This is a genomic window from Niveispirillum sp. GW835-FHT14G11, from assembly GCF_058793615.1.
In genome coordinates this window covers 372,276-391,668 of sequence record NZ_JBXAFZ010000002.1, presented here as the reverse complement: position 1 = coordinate 391,668, position 19,393 = coordinate 372,276, and the positions used below count along the sequence as shown (strand labels likewise).

Annotated in this window: 15 protein-coding genes; 8 read left to right on the top strand and 7 right to left on the bottom strand. The window is 64.4% G+C overall.

The window, feature by feature from the left end:
- Window positions 1-3: 3 nt before the first annotated feature.
- Complete coding sequence (locus AC1Q7F_RS05175; protein ID WP_492504497.1) at window positions 4-972, bottom strand: ABC transporter substrate-binding protein; 969 nt, start codon at window positions 970-972, stop codon at window positions 4-6.
- A 175-nt stretch (window positions 973-1,147) separates the two neighbouring features.
- Between AC1Q7F_RS05175 and AC1Q7F_RS05170 the strand changes: the two genes are divergently transcribed.
- Window positions 1,148-3,958 carry a TonB-dependent receptor plug domain-containing protein gene (locus AC1Q7F_RS05170; RefSeq protein ID WP_492504495.1) on the top strand — a complete coding sequence of 937 codons (2,811 nt, stop codon included), beginning with the start codon at window positions 1,148-1,150 and terminating at the stop codon, window positions 3,956-3,958.
- 58 nt (window positions 3,959-4,016) lie between these two features.
- Here AC1Q7F_RS05170 and AC1Q7F_RS05165 read toward each other — a convergent pair whose 3' ends face one another.
- Complete coding sequence (locus tag AC1Q7F_RS05165) at window positions 4,017-4,745, bottom strand: SDR family oxidoreductase (RefSeq protein WP_492504493.1); 729 nt, start codon at window positions 4,743-4,745, stop codon at window positions 4,017-4,019.
- A gap of 100 nt (window positions 4,746-4,845) precedes the next feature.
- Here AC1Q7F_RS05165 and AC1Q7F_RS05160 point away from each other — a divergent pair, with 100 nt between their 5' ends.
- The gene (locus tag AC1Q7F_RS05160; protein WP_492504491.1) at window positions 4,846-5,307 is read left to right on the top strand and encodes a YkgJ family cysteine cluster protein; all 462 of its coding nucleotides are present in this window, start codon (window positions 4,846-4,848) and stop codon (window positions 5,305-5,307) included.
- On the opposite strand, the gene AC1Q7F_RS05155 is transcribed toward AC1Q7F_RS05160, so the two are convergent.
- The 5 genes from AC1Q7F_RS05155 to AC1Q7F_RS05135 all read right to left on the bottom strand — a co-directional run bounded on the left by AC1Q7F_RS05155 (window position 5,304) and on the right by AC1Q7F_RS05135 (window position 11,101).
- A complete protein-coding gene (locus tag AC1Q7F_RS05155) occupies window positions 5,304-6,713 on the bottom strand; it encodes an aldehyde dehydrogenase family protein (protein WP_492504489.1) in 1,410 nt (469 codons plus the stop codon). The genes AC1Q7F_RS05160 and AC1Q7F_RS05155 overlap by 4 nt on opposite strands.
- A 240-nt stretch (window positions 6,714-6,953) precedes the next feature.
- On the bottom strand, window positions 6,954-7,295 hold the full coding sequence (locus tag AC1Q7F_RS05150; RefSeq protein WP_492504487.1) for a carboxymuconolactone decarboxylase family protein: 342 nt from the start codon (window positions 7,293-7,295) through the stop codon (window positions 6,954-6,956).
- 14 nt (window positions 7,296-7,309) lie between these two features.
- Complete coding sequence (locus AC1Q7F_RS05145) at window positions 7,310-8,164, bottom strand: p-hydroxycinnamoyl CoA hydratase/lyase (protein WP_492504485.1); 855 nt, start codon at window positions 8,162-8,164, stop codon at window positions 7,310-7,312.
- Between the two features lie 14 nt (window positions 8,165-8,178).
- Complete coding sequence (locus tag AC1Q7F_RS05140; protein WP_492504482.1) at window positions 8,179-10,311, bottom strand: acetate--CoA ligase family protein; 2,133 nt, start codon at window positions 10,309-10,311, stop codon at window positions 8,179-8,181.
- 1 nt (window position 10,312) lies between these two features.
- Entirely contained in the window at window positions 10,313-11,101 is a 789-nt protein-coding gene (locus AC1Q7F_RS05135; RefSeq protein ID WP_492504480.1) for an HpcH/HpaI aldolase family protein, read from the bottom strand.
- A gap of 261 nt (window positions 11,102-11,362) precedes the next feature.
- Between AC1Q7F_RS05135 and AC1Q7F_RS05130 the strand changes: the two genes are divergently transcribed.
- The 6 genes from AC1Q7F_RS05130 to AC1Q7F_RS05105 all read left to right on the top strand — a co-directional run bounded on the left by AC1Q7F_RS05130 (window position 11,363) and on the right by AC1Q7F_RS05105 (window position 19,325).
- Window positions 11,363-12,265: a cupin domain-containing protein gene (locus AC1Q7F_RS05130; protein WP_492504478.1), complete on the top strand. Its 903-nt coding sequence runs from the start codon at window positions 11,363-11,365 to the stop codon at window positions 12,263-12,265.
- Between the two features lie 51 nt (window positions 12,266-12,316).
- Complete coding sequence (locus tag AC1Q7F_RS05125) at window positions 12,317-13,231, top strand: DUF6282 family protein (protein WP_492504476.1); 915 nt, start codon at window positions 12,317-12,319, stop codon at window positions 13,229-13,231.
- Between the two features lie 47 nt (window positions 13,232-13,278).
- The gene (locus AC1Q7F_RS05120) at window positions 13,279-14,607 is read left to right on the top strand and encodes an MFS transporter (protein WP_492504474.1); all 1,329 of its coding nucleotides are present in this window, start codon (window positions 13,279-13,281) and stop codon (window positions 14,605-14,607) included.
- Between the two features lie 10 nt (window positions 14,608-14,617).
- Window positions 14,618-15,517 (top strand): amidohydrolase family protein, encoded by a 900-nt coding sequence (locus tag AC1Q7F_RS05115; protein ID WP_492504472.1) that lies wholly within the window; start codon window positions 14,618-14,620, stop codon window positions 15,515-15,517.
- Window positions 15,518-15,521: 4 nt separating this feature from the next.
- Window positions 15,522-16,319, top strand: a complete 798-nt coding sequence (locus AC1Q7F_RS05110; protein WP_492504470.1) for an amidohydrolase family protein — start codon at window positions 15,522-15,524, stop codon at window positions 16,317-16,319.
- A 162-nt stretch (window positions 16,320-16,481) separates the two neighbouring features.
- Window positions 16,482-19,325, top strand: a complete 2,844-nt coding sequence (locus AC1Q7F_RS05105) for a TonB-dependent receptor plug domain-containing protein (RefSeq protein WP_492504468.1) — start codon at window positions 16,482-16,484, stop codon at window positions 19,323-19,325.
- Window positions 19,326-19,393 lie beyond the last annotated feature (68 nt).

Below are 19,393 nucleotides of genomic sequence, written 5' to 3'. Positions count from 1 at the left end.
GCCTCAGGGTGCCTTCGCCTCGCGCAGCACCGACCTGTCGATCAGCGTTTCCAGCTGCGCACGGTCGCGGGCAGGGCGGTTGGCCTGGGCCGCCAGCCATTTCTCCTCCGCCACCATCACGTCCAGCAAATCGTCGGGCAGGGATGCTGGAAAACGGTGGTGGTGCCAGGCGGCGGCGACCAGATCGTGGGGATAGCCGCTGGAGGTGGCGACCAGCGGCCAGATATTCGCCGGTTCCTGTGCAGAAACCTGCGCGGCAGTAATCAGCCGGCGCACGAAATCCACGATCTGTGCCCGGCGGACGGGATCGGCCAGGGCCTGGGCCGTGGTATTGAGATTGTACAGCTCACGATAGACGGTGGGGTCCGACAGGCTGACCCCATCATCGCCCAAAGCCAGCAGGCTGCGCTCACTCTCCGGCTCCCAGATGGCCACCGCATCCACCGTGCGCGCCGCCAGGGCCGGTTCCATCTCGCGCGGACGCAGGGGGACCAGCGTCACCTCATGCATGCCGATGCCGGCACGGGCCAGCAGCCGGTCCAGGAAATAGGCGGCCGACGTCCGCTCGAACACGCCGATGCGTTTGGCCCGCAAATCCTCTGCCTTCGCAATACCGGCCGACCGGCGGGCGACGATCCGGTACAGGCCCTCCGTCACTGTCAGGATGATGCGCAGGTCGGGATTGGCGACGGATGCGCGCAGCGCCTGGGTTTCCGCCTGTGCGGCCAGATCGGCGCGGCCCGGCGCATGGTCGAAGCCACCGGCGGGGGCCGATCCTGCCGCTTTGAACAGATTGTCGACGCCGCCACTGGCGAAAACCGCAATGTCGGGGCCGGCCTGCTGGATGGCGTAGAGCACGGGCCCAACCTCCATCACGTCGTGACGGCCCACCACCTTCAGCGGTTCTCCCGCACTTGCCATGCTGCCAGCCAGGAGCAGGGTGGCCAGTCCCAGGGTTCGGATCAACCGCATATTTCCTCCTGCCAATGATGATTTATGTTCGTTATTGTATAATCAAGTTCGTTATGATGCCGCAAGAGTATCGATCCTGTCGATTTAAACGATTGGACGCCCCCCACGCCCTTCATGTGAAGGTGCTGCAAAAGCGCGGTCCGCAAAAGGTTCGCGATGTGAACGGGAGGGCAGAATGCGGGATAATCAGAAGACTCTAATTACGTCCGGTCACGGACGCCGGCGGTTGGCAACGGCGGTGGCAGCCCTGTCGGCGGGCCTGCTGACCACGAACGGCGTGATCGCGCAGGAAACCCCGGCTGAAGAGATCGAACTGTTCGAAATCATCGTCACCGGCACGCGCATCAGCGGCTTCGCCGCCCCCACGCCGGTGACCTCCATCGGTGAGGCGGAGCTGGAAACACGGGCCATCCGCAATCTGGCCGACATCATGTTCGATACGCCGACCCTGAAGCCGGCGCAGAATAGCGGCCAGTCGAGCCAGCCCATCGGCGCCAGCAATTTCGACCTGCGCGGGCTGGGCCCGAACCGGACCCTGATCCTGGTTGATGGCCGTCGCTTCGCCGCGACCGATCCCACCGGCGGCATCGACGTCAATGTCATCCCGGCCGCATTGATCAAGCGACTGGAGATCGTCACGGGTGGTGCCTCGGCGGCCTACGGGTCGGACGCGGTGTCGGGCGTGGTCAATATCTTCCTGGATGACCGGTTCGAGGGGGTGAAGGGTTCCGCCCAGTACAGCCAGTCCAAATATGATGATCACCACAAGCCGGCGGCATCGGTTGCCGTAGGCAAGGCCTTCGGCAATTTCCATCTCGTCGTCTCCGGCGATTACTTCAAGGATGACGGGCAACTGGCCCAATCCTCGCGCCCCTGGGGTCGGGATGATTACGCCGTGCTGACCAACCCGGCCTATCCGGGCACGCCCGGCCAGACCCGCCTCGTGGTCGCACCGGATGCCCGCTTCTCCCAGATGACCTTCGGCGGTGTGACCGCGTCCAATAGCATTGCGCCCCTGCGCAATCTTCAGTTCGGGCCGGGCGGCACGGTGCTGCCGTTCAATCGCGGTACCTATGTCGGCGGCACCTTCATGTCGGGCGGCGATGGGGCCAGCCTGGCCGACACCGCCAACATCTCCCCGGAGATCGAGCGCGGGACCGGCTTCGCCAAGCTCAGCTTCGATGCGACGGAGGATCTGACCTTCTACGCCGATGCGCTCTATTCCCGCGCCGACATCTATTCCGACGGCACGACGGCCACCGACAATGGCAATATCCCCATCCAGCGGGACAATGCCTTCCTGCCCACCCAGATCCGCAACATCCTGGTCGCCAACAATCTGGCCCGCTTCTCCATCGGCCGCGTGGGCGGGGAAGAGGGGGCGTTCTTCAACACCGTGGAGAACGAGGTCCAGCGGTATGGCCTGGGCGTGAACGGCACGTTCGGCGATGGCTGGCGCTGGGATGCCTCGGCGCAGTTCAGCCGGGTGCGCTATTACCGCGAGGATGGCAACAACCGCAACAATGCCCGCTTCACCCTGGGCGTGGACAGCGTCATCAACCCGGCCACGGGCCAGCCGATCTGCCGCGCCCTGCTGAACAATCCCAACCCGACGGCGGCCCAGGACCCGTATGGCGACATCCGCGCCTGCGTGCCCATCAACCTGTTCGGTGCCGGGTCCATGTCGCAGGCGGCGTTGGATTATATCGGCGGGGTCGCCATCCTGGATGCCCATCAGGAACAGGATGTCTATGTCGCCAATGTCGAGGGCTCACCGTTCGCGACCTGGGCCGGCGACGTGTCGGTGGCCGTCGGCATCGAATATCGGCGGGAAGCGGTGCGAGCCACCAATGACGATGTCTCCAAGCGTTCCGGTTGGAAGACGGTGAACCCGCAGGCGCTGCGCGGCTCCCTGAACGTCAAGGAGGGCTATGCGGAAGTCGTTGTGCCCCTGCTGAATGACAGTCCCTTCGCCCGGTTGCTGGACCTGAACCTGGCCGGCCGTGTCACCGATTATTCCACCAGCGGCCGGGTGGAGACCTGGAAGGTCGGGGCCAATTACCAGCCGATCGACGATATCCGCCTGCGGGCCACCTTGTCGCGCGATATCCGCGCCGCCAATATCAACGAACTGTTCTCCGGCCAGAACCAGCTTATCAATACCATCATCAATCCGAACACCAATGTCGCCCTGTCGACGCCGCAACTGACGGGCGGCAATCCCAACCTGCGGCCGGAGCGCAGCAAGGCCTTTACCGGCGGCGTCGTCTTCCAGCCGGAATGGCTGCCGGGCTTCCGCACGTCCTTCGACTATTTCTCTTTCAAGATCGAGGATGCGATCACGGCGCTGACCGGTCAGCAGATCGTCGATGGCTGTCTGAAGCAGAAGCAGGACAGTCTGTGCAGCGCCATCACTTTCGATGCCAATAATGTCATCACCCGGGTGGAGGCGACGCTGCTGAACGCGGCGCGGTCGACGGCCAAGGGCTTCGATATCGAGGCGGCCTACAGTTTCGACCTGGACGAGGCCAAGGTGTCGGTGCGTGGCCTTGCCACCTATGTCGATGAACTGACGGTCAGCAGCAATGGCATCACCACCGATTTCGCCGGTACCGTGGGCAGCACCGGCACGCTGGGCCCGGCGGGCGGTATCCCGAAATGGCGCGGTACGCTGTCGGTCGATTATGTGGCCGACGACTATGCGCTGGGAGCGGTGGTGCGCTATATTGATGGCGGCAAGCTGAATGTCGCCTATGTTGAGGGCGTGGATATCGCCGATAACAGCATTCCGTCGCGCACCTATGTCGATATCAACGGCAAGATCAGCGTAACCGATGCCGTGGATATCTATGGCGCCATCGACAATCTGTTCAACAAGGCCCCCCCCATGACCCCCGGTGCGGTGACGGCCCCCAGCTACGCCTCCTCGGTCTTCTATGATCGTATCGGCCGCACCTATGCGGTGGGGGCGCGGTTCAAGTTCTGAGGAAGGGCACTTACTAAAATGCCCGCCAACCCGAACGGATTGGCGGGCTTTTCGCTGTCTACCCCCGTCCTAAAAACGGCTGTCCGATGGGCAGGATCACGCTTTCCAGCACATTCACCTCCGGCGGCATCGCGGCGATGCAATGGACGAGTTCGGCCACCTGTTCGGGGCGCATTGATTGTTCGGCGCTCATCCGCTCCAGGCCCGGCACGAAATTGGTGATGGTGGAACCGGGATGGATGATGCAAGCCGTGATGCCATGGTCGCGCCCGTCCAGCGCGATGGAGCGGGTCAGGCCGTCCAGGGCGAACTTGGTCGTCGTATAGGCCGCCGTATGTTCGCGCGGCACCAGGGCGGAGATGCTGCCGACCAGAAGGATGCGGCCCCGGCGCCGCTGCTTCATCATCCGCACGGCGGCACGGCAGCACAGGAAGGCGGCGGTGAGGTTGATGTCCAGTACTTCCTGCCAGCGCGCCAGGCTCAAATCCTCCAGCGGGGTCTTGTCGGCGATGCCGGCATTGCTGACCAGCAGGTCGGGGGGGCCAAACTCTTGCTGCACGGCGTTGAACAGACCGTCCACCTGGTCCTCGCGCGTTACGTCGGCGGCGTGAACGCATGCCGAGCCGCCGGCCGCCTGGATTTCCGCGACGATGCTGGCCAGCTTGTCGCGGCTGCGGGCGACCAGGGCCACCTTCATGCCGGCTGCGGCCAGCCGGCGGGCGACGGCCTCACCGATGCCGGAACTGGCGCCGGTCACGATGGCCACGTGTTGGGAGAGGTCCTGCATCGACGATCCTCGTTGCTGATGGTGATGGTCTCTCGATCCGCCGCATGAGATGTGACATGATCTAATCAATTCCAGCATAGACAAACGATCTGGGTGCATCATGCCGGCGGATCAGAACGCCATCCCGTGCGATGGCTGTATTCAATGCTGCAAGAACGATCAGGTGATCCTGCATCCCGAGGCGGGGGACGACCTGTCCTTCTATCGCTGGGAACCGATCGCCTCGGCCCTTTATCCCGGCCGGACCATGGCCGCGCTGAAGCGCGATCCCATCACCGGCCACTGTACCTATCTGATGGCCACGGGCTGTTCGATCCATGAAAAGCGGCCATCGGTCTGCCGCCGGTTTCACTGTGCCCGTACCGCTCTGGCGCTGGAAAAGCTGCCGCACCGCACGCGCAAGATCCTGCGCCGGCGCGGCGATGTGTTCGACGCCGACCTGCTGGAACGCGGCCGCGACCGGCTGCAGCGCGCCCGCGAGATGGGGCTGGAACAGGTGCTGGACACCGATCAGCAGGTCGCAGCCTTCGAACGCATCGCGGCGATGACCAAGGCGCGTTAAACCCCAGCCCCATGCAGCACCCGGATTTCGGCGTAGGAGCGCAGGCCGGCCAGGCCCATGCCGCGGCCGATCCCGGATTCCTTGAAGCCACCGAAGGGCAGGTCGGGCGCGGCACCGCCATGGCCATTGATCCAGACGGTGCCGGCCTCCAGCCGGTTGGCCACGGTTTCGGCACGGGCCGGGTCGCCGCTCCACACCGAGGCACCCAGGCCGAAGCGGGTGGCATTGGCGCGCATCACCGCCTCCTCCTCATCCGTGAAGGACAGGATGGGCAGGACGGGGCCGAATTGTTCCTCATCCACCAGCCGCGATCCTTCGCGCAGGCCGGTGACGATGGTGGGGGCGATGAAATAGCCGGGGCGGTCCAGGGCGTGGCCGCCGGCCAGGATGTGCCCGCCCCGGGCGCGGGCGTCGTCGATGATGGCCAGCACCTTATCGAACTGCGGGCGGTTCTGCACGGGGCCGAATTCGACATCCGGTTCGAAGCCGCCGCCGACGCGGGCCTTGCGGGCCTCCGCCGCAAGCGCTTCGGCCAGGGCGTCGGCGATGGGGGCCTGGACCAGAACACGCTTCACCGCCATGCAGATCTGGCCGCTATTGATGAAGGCACTGGCGAACAGGCGCGGCGCGATCTCCGCCACATCCACATCATCCAGCACGATGGCGGCGTCATTGCCGCCCAGTTCCAGCGACACGCGTTTCAGGCTGGATGCCGCCGACGCCATCACCTTCTTACCGGTGGCGGTGGAGCCGACAAAGGCGATCTTGTCGATGCCGGGATGCTGGGTCATCCACTGGCCCAGATCATTGCCGCCCGACAGAGTGTTGACCAGACCGGGCGGCAGGGTGCGGGTCGCCAGTTCACCCAGGCGCAGGGTGGACAGGGGCGTGAAGGGCGACGGCTTGACCACCACGGCATTGCCGGCGGCGAGCGCCTGCGCCACCATCTGCATGGCCAGGATCAGGGGGGCGTTCCAGGGCGCGATCACGCCCACCACCCCCATGGGCACATAATCCAGCCGCACAGGACCCAGCGGCCCCTCGCGCAGGTACCCACCACCGATATCCAGTGCTGCCACGCCCGCGATCCGGTCGGCGGCGAAAGCCACCTCCCGCCTTGCCACTGAAAGGGGTTTGCCCTGTTCGCGGGTCAGCAGTGCTGCCAGCGGTTCTGTGTCAGCCCGGATGGCGTCGGCAAAACCGCCCATGGCAGCGGCACGGCTGCCGGCATCCAGGTGCCGCCAGCCGGCGAAGGCGTTTCGGGCCGCCGCAACGGCAATGTCCAGTTGCGCCTCGCTGGCATCGGGCGCCGTGGCGAAGGCTTCGCCCGTGGCGGGGTCGATGACGGGGAAGCAGGCCGCAGCAGGCACGGCCTCGCCGCCGATGGACAGCAGGAAGTTTGTCATGGGGCGCACCCGTGTTTGCGATGTGGGAACAGTTAGCGCTGTCCCGTGGAACAGTATCCACCGTCACCCCGGCGAAAGCCGGGGCCCAAGTGACAAGCGCCTTGCTCTACGAATTGGGCCCTGGCTTTCGCCGGGGTGACGGTGGAGAAAGTGGCAATGGTGGTACCCAAGAGTTTCGCTGTATCCCCGCTTTCGCGGGAATGACGGTAGAATGGGTAAAGGCAGATAGAAGGCGAACCCTCATTCCCCCTTCGCCTTCGCCTCCCGTTCCTCCACCACCTCCAGGAACTTGCGGCTGGCGGAGATGGCGGACGGCCAGGAGGCGTAGAAGGCGAGATGGGCGATGGCCTCGCCGATCTCTTCCTTAGTCAGGCCGTTATCCAGCGCCAGACCCAGATGCGCCGGCAGCTGTTCGGGCCGGTACATCGAAATCAGGGCGGCGATGGTGACAAGGCTGCGGTCGCGCTTGGACAGGCCGGGGCGCTCCCACACATCCTCGTACAGCACCCGGTCGGTCAGTTCCACCAGGGTGGGGACCACGGCTTTCAGCTCGTTGCCCTTCTTGGCGCTCGGGCGTTTCATCGAAATCCTCCGCCTTATTCGGGACGATTGTAGGCGCCCATGCCGGGGCGGAAAGTCTTTTCGTCCAGGAACTGCTTCAGCCCCTGTTCCTTGCCCTTCTCGGTATCGACGAAATTGGTCTGGTCGACCTTGGCCGTCAGATATTCCGACGCCTGTTCCCAGTTCATCTCGCGGGCGTACTTATAGGCCAGCTTGGCCTGACGCAGCACGGTCGGGTTCTTGCCCAGCAGCGTGCGGGCGATCTCCGTGGTGCGGGCGCGCAGCTGGTCCTTGGGCACCGCCTCATTCACCAGACCCATGGCGGCGGCCTTCGCACCATCGAACTGTTCCCCCGTCATCACATAATAGAGCGCCTGACGGTCGCCCATGACCGTGGCGATAGCTTTGGACACAGCACCACCGGGGATGACGCCCCAATTGATCTCTGACAGGCCGAAGACCGCTTTTTCATCGGCGATGGCCAGATCGCAAGAGATCAGCGGCGTGAAGGCGCCGCCGAAGCACCAGCCATTGACCATGGCGATGGTCGGCTTGGCATAATGCATCAGGTTGCGCCATTGCCAGGCGCGGGTGGAGCGATAGGCGCGGTGGCGTTCGATATCACCCAGCCCGTCGGTAGCGCGGAAGAAATCCTTCAGGTCCATGCCGGCGGAAAACGCCTCGCCCACGCCGGTCAGGACCAGGACGCCGCAGCGCGGGTCGGTTTCCAGCGCGTCCAGCACCTCGTTCATTTCCTGGGCCAGACCGACGCTCATAGCGTTGCGCTTGGCGGGACGGTTCAGCTGTACCCAGGCGATGCCGTCCTCGAATTCGACCAGCACGTCGTTGCCGCCGGGGATGGGCCGTTCAATGGCTTCGGTTGTCGTCACGTCCGATGTCCTTTTCATTCGGTGATGAACAATGCGTCAAGCGCCATGACCCCTTCGCCCCTGGCGAAAACCGTCATAGGATTGACATCGACTTCCCTGATTTCAGGATGGGCGCGCAGGATGGCGCCCAGGGCCAGGATGGCATCGGCCACCGCCTCCACATCACGGGCCGGCTGTCCCCGGAAGGGGCCTAGCAGCCTGGCTCCGCGCATCTGGTGCAGCCGTTCCAGGATCTGGGCGCGGCCGGCATGGGCCGGCAACATCTCCACGGCGTCCAAGGCTTCCACCCAGACGCCGCCCAGGCCGAAGACGATGAACGATCCCCATTCCGGATCGTTGCGGCCACCCAGAACCAGTTCCAGGCCGGGCTGCGCCATCTTTTCGATCAGGATACCGTCCAGGCCGCCTTCAGGAATATGAAGTTGCGCACTGTCCATCAGACGCTGCCAGCCGGCGCGCAGCGACGCCTCGTCCTTGATGTTCAGGATGACGCCGCCGACATCGCTTTTATGGGTCAGGCTGGCGGCCTGGAGCTTCATGGCCACGGGATAGCCGAAACTGGCCGCCAGCTGCGCGGCAGAATCCACGTCGCGGAAGACCAGCACGCCCTTGGGCACGCGGATGCCATATTCCGATAGCAGGGCCTTGCCCTCATATTCCGGCAGCGGACCCCGGCGCGGCAGTTTCGGACCCGGCAGGGGCGGGCTGGTGCGGGTGCCGATGCGGGCCAGGGCGTCGGCATAGGTCCGTACCGCCCGGAAGGCGCGCAGCGCGCGGTCGGGAGAGCGGAACAAAGGTGTATCGGTATCACGCAGCGGCGTGACGCAGCCGGGGTCCAGCGGCGCCTCGTCCCCGATGATGGCGACGGCCACGGGCTTGGGTGCCGTGCGGGCCAGGGGTGCGATCACTTCCGCCTTGGCCCGCTGCTGCCAGGGACCGCCACCGGCCAACGCCAGCAGGACGGAGCCGACGGACGCATCGGCCAGCATGGCATTGGTGGTGTTGGCAAAGACCGACGCGTCGGAGAAGCCGGCGATGCCGACATCCAGCGGGTTCGACGCCTCGCATTGCGGGGGCAGCATCTGGCGGAACGCCTCCAGTGTTTCATCACTGAGCGCCGCAACCTCCAGTCCCACCTTTTCACAGAAATCCAGGCTGAGGCCGCGGACGGCGCCGGAATTGGTGACGATGCCCATGGCCCCCTGGCTGGGGACCGGGAAACGGTAGAGGATGGCGGTGGTGTCGAACAGTTCGTCCATGGTTTCCACCAGGACCACACCTTCATCCTCCGCCGCCGTCCGCATGGTGGCGTAGTCGCCCAGCATCGCCCCGGTATGGGACTGGGCGGCGGCACGACCCGACGCGCTGGACCCGGGATGCACCATCACGATGGGCCGTCCCGCCAGCCGCGCCATGCGGGCGGCGGCCAGAAAGGCGGCGGGATCGCGGATCTGTTCGACATAGACGGCGATCAGGTTCGCCCCTTCCTCCACCAGATGGCGGATGACATGGTCGACCCGGACCACGGCCTCATTGCCGGTGGACACAACATGCGAGATGCGGATACCGCGCGCCAGCAGGGCGGAACGGATGTTGGACGCCATAGCCCCGCTCTGCGCGATCACCCCCATATGCGGGCCGGCCGCCGCCGGCTGGAAGGTCAGCGATTCAAAGCTGAGGGCTGCGCCGCTGATATAATTGGCAAAGCCCATGCAGTTGGGGCCCAGCAGGGCCAGGCCGCCCTCGCGGCAGAGGCGGGCGATTTCCTCCTGCTCCTGCGCGCCTTGTTCGCCTGCCTCGCGGAAGCCGGCGGCGAAAACGACGGCGCCGCCCACACCGCGTTCGATGCAGGCCTCAATGGCTTCCTTCACCGCTTTGCGCGGCACGTTCAGCACGGCGACATCCACGCCCTGCGGCAGGGCCTGGATCGAAGGCAGGCAGGGGATGCCATTAATCTCCGCCCGTGTCGGGCTGACCAGGTGCAGGGGGCCCGTGAAGCCGGAGCCGGCGATATTCTTCAGGATGACGCCGCCCACCGATGCCGGGTCCGGCGATGCGCCGGCAACGGCGATGGAGCGGGGACGCAGCAGGCGTGCGAGATCGATACGGGAAGCGGATGCCCCCGTTTGCACATCGGATGTCGGCACTTCAGACCTCTTGTCTGTTGGCGCGGAAGGGGGCGAACCGGTCCGCCGCACTTTTCAGCGCGTTCTTGTACATGACCATGTCGGACTGCCAGGCAATGTAGCGGGACCCCCGCTCGACCGCCTGTTTCAGGGCGTCGGGATTGCTGGCCACCATGCCGAAATGCTTGCCGGCGCTTTTGCAGGCATCGATCACCCGGTCCACGACCTTCTGCACCTCCGGATGCTCCGCCTCGCCGGGATAACCCAGCGACTGGCTGAGATCGCCGGTGCCGATGAAGGCCACGTCCAGATGATCCACCTGGCACAGCGCCTCGATATCGGCGGCCATGCGGGCATTTTCGACATGGACGGCCACGGTCGTGTCGCGGTTGGCGCGCTCGATATAAGTCTTGGGCGGGGTGAAGGCATAGTCGCCGGCGCGGCAGCCTGGCGCCCAGCCGCGTTCGCCGATGGGATGATATTTGGCGCGGCGGACCACGGCGCGCGCTTCCTCCGCGGATGACAGCGACGGGACCTGGATGCCGCTGGCGCCGCTGTCCAGTGCGTGCAGGATATTGGCTTCGCCCGCATCGGCGGTGCGGACGATGGCGGCCATGCCCACCAACTGGGCGGCGCGAACCAGCTCCTCAATCTCACCATGGGTGAGATTGGCATGCTCGCTGTCGATGATGATGAAGTCGAAACCGGAAAGTCCGATCATCTCGACAAGATTTGCCGAGGCGAACTTGACGAAGGTGCCGAAGACCGGCTCGTCATTCTCCAGGCGTCGCTTGATTAGGCTGTTGATCACAAGCACCTCCCGATGGGCGGCGTCGCTCTTGTCCTGGGACGCCTGCCGCTCCTCCATCCAATGCAATCGGCCAGTGGGAATCAAATGCTGATTAGGGCCTTGTCCGATAACGATGCGGTATCGGAGCGGTTGGCCGGGAAACCGATGCCGTGGCGGCATCAATCGGCCGACCAAAAAGAATTAGACGCAAGCCTGCATTCCCTTCCTACTGGCCCAATCGGCAAATGCCGGAATAGCAAGAATTAGTGTCCGGGAGGCGGCGTGTACGGAAAGAACGACTTGCGGGCTGCATTGGCGCCTTTGGCGGTGAAGCCCGCCGCAACCCCCTTCAAACCCGCATCCTATGGGCGATTCTACGCAGAAACCCCGGCTGAGGAGGGCCCGCTGGCCCGTACCTGGCTGGCGCGGGGCCAGAACCTGATCGTTGCCTACAGCCGTGTGTCTGCTGGTGCTGTATTGTCGCGGGTGGCCCAACTGGACGAATATGCCGTCGTGCTGCCCGATGCGGGCCTGTCGGTGGAGATCAGCGCCGACGGCCAGACGGAGATGGCACATGGCCCCTGCGTGGCCTTTGTCCCGCCCGGCGACAGCGTCGTGAAGGTGCTGGGGGAGGGCGATCTCTATCGGCTGATCACGGTGCGGTCGGCGGACTTGGCAGCCCAATGCTCCAACGCCGGCGATTATGCCACGCACGACCCCAATGTCCCGGAATTCCAGGCCTGGCCCGACCCGGTCGGGGGTTTCCGTATCCGGGTCTATTCCGGCGACGTGCCGGCGCAGCAGGGGCGGTTCGGGCGGCTCTATCGTTGCTCCACGATCATGGTGAACCTGACCAGCGGCCGGCCCGGCCCCCGTGATCCGGCCGATCTGTCGCCCCATCATCATGATGATTTCGAGCAATATTCCATCGCCACCGCTGGCGATTTCATCCACCACCTGCGCTGGCCCTGGACGGGCAACAGCGCGCACTGGCTGGATGACCAGCATGAATTCTGCGCCAGCCCCTCGGTCGCGGTGATCCCGCCGCCGGCCATCCACACCTCGCAAGGGGTGGCGGACGGCCTCAACCGGCTGCTGGATGTCTTCTGCCCGCCGCGCAAGGACTTCTCCGCGCGGGAAGGCTGGGTGCTGAACGCGGCCGATTATCCGGCCCCGGAGCTTTGACCAACGTCCAAGAACCGCCCCAAGGCGGCGCCATTCGATATGGAGGAAAAGATGACGGATCGCCGGATTGATGATCTGCTGATCGGCGCGATTGACCTGCATTGCCATAGCGGCCCCTCGGTCATGCCCCGCAGCCTGAACCATGTGCAGGCCATTCATGAGGCGGAGGCCGCCGGCCTGCGCGCGATCCTGTTCAAGGACCACTATTATTCCGTCACGCCGGTGGCCGAGCTTCTGAAGGAGACGATGAAGCCGAAGATCGAGCTGCTGACCGGCGTGCCGCTGAACAATACCTCGGGCGGGCTTAACCCTTATGCGGTGGAGCATGGGTTCAAGCTGGGGGCGCGGCTGGTCTGGATGCCCACATTCTCCGCCGCCAACCATATCCGCCATTCGCACCGCCGCCAGTTCCTGCCGACGAAGGAGCGGATGCTGGAGCCGACGGCGCTGAGTGTCGTGGATAATCGCGGTGCGCTGCTGGATGAGGTCAAGATCATCCTGGACCAGATCGCCGATTACGACGCCATCCTGTCGGCTGGTCATCTGCATATCAGCGAGATATGGCCGCTGTTCGCCGAGGCGAAGAAGCGGGGTGTGAAGCGGCTGATGGTCAATCACCCGACCTTCCTGATCGACTGCAACGCGGCCGATATGAAGGAACTGGCTGCCATGGGCGCGTTCCTGGAACATTCCTGCTGCATGTGGGCGGGTGTGCAGGGCAAGCATTACACGCTGGAAAGCCTGGATGTGGTGATCAAGGCCGGGGGTGTGGACAGCACCATCATCGGGTCCGACCTAGGGCAGGTCGGCAATCCCAGCCCCGTCGAAGGCTTCCGCCATGTCATCGGCATGTGCATCGAGCTGGGTTATTCCGACGAGGACATCCGCAAGATGATCAGCACCAACGCCGCCCGCCTGGTCGGGCTGGACGAGCCACGGCAGGCACGGTCCGCCGCGGCCGAGTGAACAGCCTACCATAACGACGACAAGTCGGAATTCAGGGAGAAACGAGCATGCCGGCCAGTCCCTTGGACGTCATCGCCAAGATGCCGATGCGCACGCGGCAATATGTGATCATCGCCTTGTGCTGCCTGATCAACATCACCGAAGGCTATGACATGATGTCGGCGGCCTATACGGCGCCGCTATTCACGGCCGAATGGGGCGCGCCGCGCACGGCGCTGGGTATCCTGTTCTCCATGGGGTCCCTGGGGCTGGCGTTCGGTGCGTTTGCGGCCGCACCCATTGCCGAGCGGGTGGGGCGGCGCGGCGTGACCTTCGCGGCGCTGGCCGGCATCACCATTTCCCACGCCCTGTCGGCCATGGCCCATTCCATGGAGATGCTGACCTTCCTGAAATTCCTGATGGGTGTCGGGCTGGGCATGCTGGTGGTCAGCCTGAATGTGCTGGTCTCCGAATTCGCCAATGATGATCGCCGCAATCTGATGCTGTCGCTGCTGCATACCGGCTTCAGCATCGGCATGACCATCAGCGGTGCCGTCACCGGGCTGCTGCTGGAGCCGTTCGGCTGGCGGTCGGTGTTCGTGGTGGGGGCTGGCATCAATATCGTGCTGCTGGCGATCCTGGCGATATTCATGTGGGAATCGCCCGCCTATCTTCTGTCGGCGCGGCCGCGCAACGCCTTGCCGCGCCTGAACAAGATCCTGACCGGCTTGGGTCAGCCCACCTTGTCGGAACTGCCGCCCCCGCCGCCGCGTGCCGCGCGCAAGGAGAACCGGGCGATGGCGCTGCTGTCCAGTGACGTGCGGCGGCTGTCACTCCTGATGTGGACGGCGTCCTTCGTCTATGCCGTCGTCGGCTATTTCCTGCTGAACTGGAAGCCGACGGTCCTGGTGGATGCCGGGCTGACGCCGACGCAGGCGAGCTTTGCCGGTGTGGCGCAGGGCATCTGCGGGTCGGTCGGCCATATCGTGGTCGGCATGCTGGCCAAGCGGGTGGGTGAAGGGCGGCTGACCGCCATCTTCTTCCTGGTCATGGGCTGTGTGCTGGTGCTGTTCGGCAATGTGCATGCAGGAGCGCCGGTGATGATTGCGCTGGCCTGTGCGCTGACCTTCTTCACGGTCGGTTCCTATACGGGCGTGTTCTTGACCACCATCGCGCAATATCCACTGCATCTGCGCAGCTTCGGTGTCGGGTTCGTGGTGGGTGTCGGTCGGGCCGGCGCCGTCATCGGCCCGTTCATCGGGGGTTTGCTGCTGGGTGCCGATATCGGGCGGGGGGCCACCTTCGTGTTCTTCGCGGCGTTGAGCGTGATCCCCGCCGTGGCACTGCTGGTGCTGGGCAGGACGATCAAGCCCGCGCCCCAGGCCGCGTCGGTGTAAGGGGGACAGCATGGGTCAGGCAACCAGCCGGGAACCGCTCTACGATTCCCACGCGCATGTCTTCACCACCGATGAGGCGCGCTATCCCATGGATACGCGCAACGCCAGGGAGGGGGAGGACAACCTTCGCCGGCGCATCGAAGCCGACCCGATGACGGGGGAGCGGCTGCTGCAACGGTGGGAGGCGACCGGCATCATCGGCGGCACCGCCGTGCAGTACAACACGATCTACAAGAAGGATAACCGCTATCTGCTGGATATGGCGGACGCCTATCCAAGCCATTTCTCAGCCGTCGTCATGCTGGATGCCCAGGACCCGGAAAGCCCGGCCAAGATCGACCGGATGGTGGCCGATCATGGGATCGTGGGGCTGCGCCTGTTCGGGTCCCCGGATGCGGCGGGCAATTATCCGTGGCTGGACAGTGAGGCCGCGCTGAAAAGTTGGCAGGCGGCCGACCGTCACGGCCTGACCATGGTGGTGATGTATGCGCCGGGCGTGCCGTCGGCGGCGGCTTTGGAGCGCATCGCCGGTCTGGCCTGCCTCTTCCCGCGACTGCGCATCGCGCTGGACCATTTCGGCTGGCCGGGCGGGGGGGAGCCGGGGTCGATGGGGCTGGTGCCGGAACTGGTGGCGATGCGTCGGTTCCGCAACGTCTATTTCAAGCTGACGACCATCAATTTCCAGATGTTCGACAAGGCCGGGGTCGATCATTCGGCCTTTGTCCGGCGGGCGGCGGACATCATGGGGGCCGACCATATCATGTGGGGCTCTGACGTGGGCAACACGCCCGACAATTATGAAAGCATGGCGGCGCAGGCGCGCGCCTCGGCCTTTCTGCTGAACCCGGAGGAGCGCCGCTTCTACCTGCGCGCCACGGCTCGCGGCCTGTTTCAGCGGGGAGTGCTGTAGCAAGATGTCGGCAGAACCGCCTATCGTTGATGCGCATGCCCATATCATGACCCGGCGCATGCCGTTCCGGGAGGATGCCTGGATCCGTCCGGATTACGAATACACCGCCGAGACCTTCGTGGCCGACCTGGACCGGCACGGCATACCCTTCGGCATCATAACGGCCGCCAGCCTTTATGGCGACTATAACGACTACACGCTGGAATCTCTGGCCCGGTACAGGCGCCTGCGCGCCACGGTCATGCTTGAGCCGGAGACCGACGCCGCCACCATCCGATCCCTGGCCGACCAGGGCGTGGTCGGTGTGCGCATGCAGTGGAAGGCGGATGCCGCCCCGCCGGACCTGGCCAGCTTCCGCTATGCCAAATTTCTGAACCGCCTGGCCGATTGCGGCATGCATGTCGAGCTGAACGCCAGTGCTGATCAGCAGGCGGTCGTGCTGCCGGTCCTGATGGCGCACGGCATCCATGTCGTGGTCGATCATTTCGGCCTGCTGCGTGCCCCCGCCGGCATGGAGGGGGAGGGGTTCAAGGCCATCCTGCGCGCCGTGGCGGCCGGTCGGACCTGGGTGAAGATCTCTGCGGGGTTCCGGTTGGACCCGGCCCTGCGTCGGGCGGCGGCGGCAAGGCTGCTGTCGGAGGCGGGTGGCGACCGCCTGCTCTGGGGCAGCGATGCGCCGTTCGTGGGCAAGGAGGGGGCCGTATCCTATGCCGATACCATTTCCCTGTTCCATGAACTGGTCCCCGATGCCGCCACGCGCCGCCGCATCTCCGACGCAGCCCTGCGGCTTTGCTTCTTCTGACGAATGATCCTGGGCGAACCGTTCCGGCAGGTCAGAGTTTGATGCCGAAGCGGTATTGATCTTGCCAAGAGTGGCATTGGACTTTCGTCATCGTAGAACTGAATATGAAATTAACAAACAATATGAATGCCGATTGACCACCAGTCGGCCAGGGAGAAACAGATGTTCCAAGAGCTGCATCGCGGTTCCCTTAAGCATGCGTCGACCTTTGGTTCTGTCAGCCTGATCGCCCTTGGTATCGGATTGCTGATACCGCAGACGGGTGTCGCCCAGGAACTGGAGCTGGAGGAGATCGTCGTCACCGGGACGCGCATTTCCGGCTTCACCGCGCCGACGCCGCTGACGTCGGTCGGGGCTGCGGAACTGGAAGACAAGGCGATCACCACCGTTTCCGACCTTTTGCAGGAAGTGCCGCAGCTGAAGGTCAACCAGAATATCGGCAAGTCGAGTGAGCCGATCGGGGCGTCGAACGCCGATCTGCGGGGCCTGGGCACCCAGCGCACGCTGGTGCTGATGAATGGCAACCGTGTCGGCGTGACCGATCCGGCTGGCACCATCGACACCAACATCATCCCCGTTGCCCTGATCAAAAGCGTGGAGATCGTCACGGGCGGTGCCTCCGCCGCCTATGGTTCCGATGCCGTGGCCGGCGTGGTGAACTTCATCCTCGACAAACAGTTCGAGGGGGCGAAAGCCGATGTCTCCTATGGTGTCTCCGATTATGGCGATTTCCGCCGTCCCACCGTGAATTTCGCCGTGGGCCACGGCTTCCTGGACGGCAAACTGCATGCATCGCTCGCTGGCGACTATATGCATAATGGCGGCCAGACCAGCCAGGCTAGCCGCCCCTGGGGTGACGACCACACGGTGCAGCTGACCAACCCCGCCTATACGGCCACCAACGGCCAGCCGCGCCTGCTGATCGTCAATAACGGCGTCTTTTCGCAAATGACGCCGGGCGGCGTGGTTGGGTTGCAGGGCACCAGCAACACGCTGGCCCGCAACCTGGCCGCCCGGCTGGGCTTCGCGCCCGGTACCGGCGTGCAGTTCGGACCCAATGGCGTGCCCATGCCGTTCGAATATGGTACCAATATCGGTGCCACCTATATGCAGGGTGGCGGCAATGGCGATCAGGCGGTGGATGGCGGCAACCTGCTGCCAAAGATCGAGCGCAAGAGCGCTTATGGCCGTGTGGATTTCGAGCTGACCGAGGATGTCAGCCTGTTTGCCGACATGCTCTATTCAGAGGTGCACGCCAAGTCCGATCTGGTGCCCAACCCGGATACCGGCACCCTGACCATCCGCAACGACAATGCCTTTCTGCACAGTTCCGTCAAGGCGGCGATGGCGTCGCTGGGCCTGACCAGCATCCCGTTCGGCCGCTATAATGTGGAGGATGGCAATTCCATCTTCGAGACGACGACCAAGGCGCGGCGTGCCAGTTTCGGGGCGGAAGGCAGCCTGGGCGGTACCTGGGCCTGGAGCGTCACCGGACAGTTGGGTCGCAATACCTATGACCAGGCCGCCTATAACAACCGCATCGCGCAGCGCTGGACCTATGGCATCGACAGCGTCATCAACCCGGCCACGGGCCAGGCCACCTGCCGCGTGCTGCTGAACAACCCGAACCCGACGGCGACGCAGGACCCGTTCGGGGATATCCGCAACTGCGTGCCGATCAACCCGTTTGGTGCCGGGTCCATCAGCCAGCAGGCACTGTCCTATTACCACGGTACCTCCACCACCTATGCCGAGATGGAGCAGCAGGTTTATGCCGCCAATATCTCCGGCTCTCCCTTCTCCACCTGGGCAGGGCCGGTTTCCATCGCGGCCGGTGCCGAATACCGGACGGAGAAGACTACCCAGACGTCGGACGCGGATTCCGCCGCCAGCCGCTGGCGCTCCATCAATGCCCAGCCGTTCAGCGGCAAGTACAATGTGAAGGAAGCCTACACCGAGGTCGCGGTGCCGCTGGCCGATGGTGCGGCCTTCGCCAACAAGCTGGATCTGAACGCAGCGGCCCGCTACACGGATTATTCGACCAGCGGCGGCGTCTGGAGCTGGAAGGTCGGCGGCAATTACGAGCCCATTCCCGACCTGCGCTTCCGGGGTACGATCTCGCGCGATATCCGGGCCCCGAACAATTTCGAGCTGTTCTCCAAGGGCAATCAGGTGATCAATTCGATCATCGACCCGAACGACAATATCGCGCGCCAGACGACGCTGATCACCGGCGGCAATCCGGACCTGCTGCCGGAAAAGGCCGACACCTATTCGGTGGGCATCGTGGTGCAGCCGGAATGGCTGAGCGGTTTCCGCGCTTCGCTCGACTATTACAATATCAAGGTCAAGGATGCGATCTCGGTCATCGCGGGGCAGGATATCGCCAATTTCTGTTTCCGTGGGCAGGCTCAGTTCTGTCCCAGCATCATCCGCACCAACGGCATCATCACCCGCATCAACATCATCCCCTTCAACGCCAATTCGCAGGAAGTGGCGGGCCAGGACTTTGAAGCGGTCTATTCCTTCCCGCTGGATCTGGCCGATGCCGGCGGCACCATGCAGCTTCGCCTGCTGGCCAACCACGCCGACAAGCTGAGCACCACCGCCAACGGTCGGACGGACGATTATGTCGGCCTGGCCGGTATTTCCCCGCCGCCGCAAGGCGTGCCGGAATGGCGCGTCAATCTCAGCGCCAACTATACGGTTGATGCCTGGAAGCTGGGCCTGGCGTACCGCTATGTCTCCGGCGGCAAGATCGATACGCGGTTCAACACGACCCGGCTGGACATCGCCGACAACAATATCGACGGCATCAGCTATTTCGACGCCAACGTCGCCTATGACCTGACGGAAAATCTGACCCTGTACGGGTCGGTGGAAAACCTGACGAATGAGGCGCCGCCGATCACACCCAACGGTATCGTGCAGCCGACCATCGCCAACTCGCCCTTCTTCGACAATCGCGGCCGTTACTGGGTGTTCGGCCTGCGCGCCCGGATGTGATGTTCCTCTTCCCCCAGCAACTGACGCCGGAGCGGGTGACCGCTCCGGCGTTCTTTCTATGGGGGATT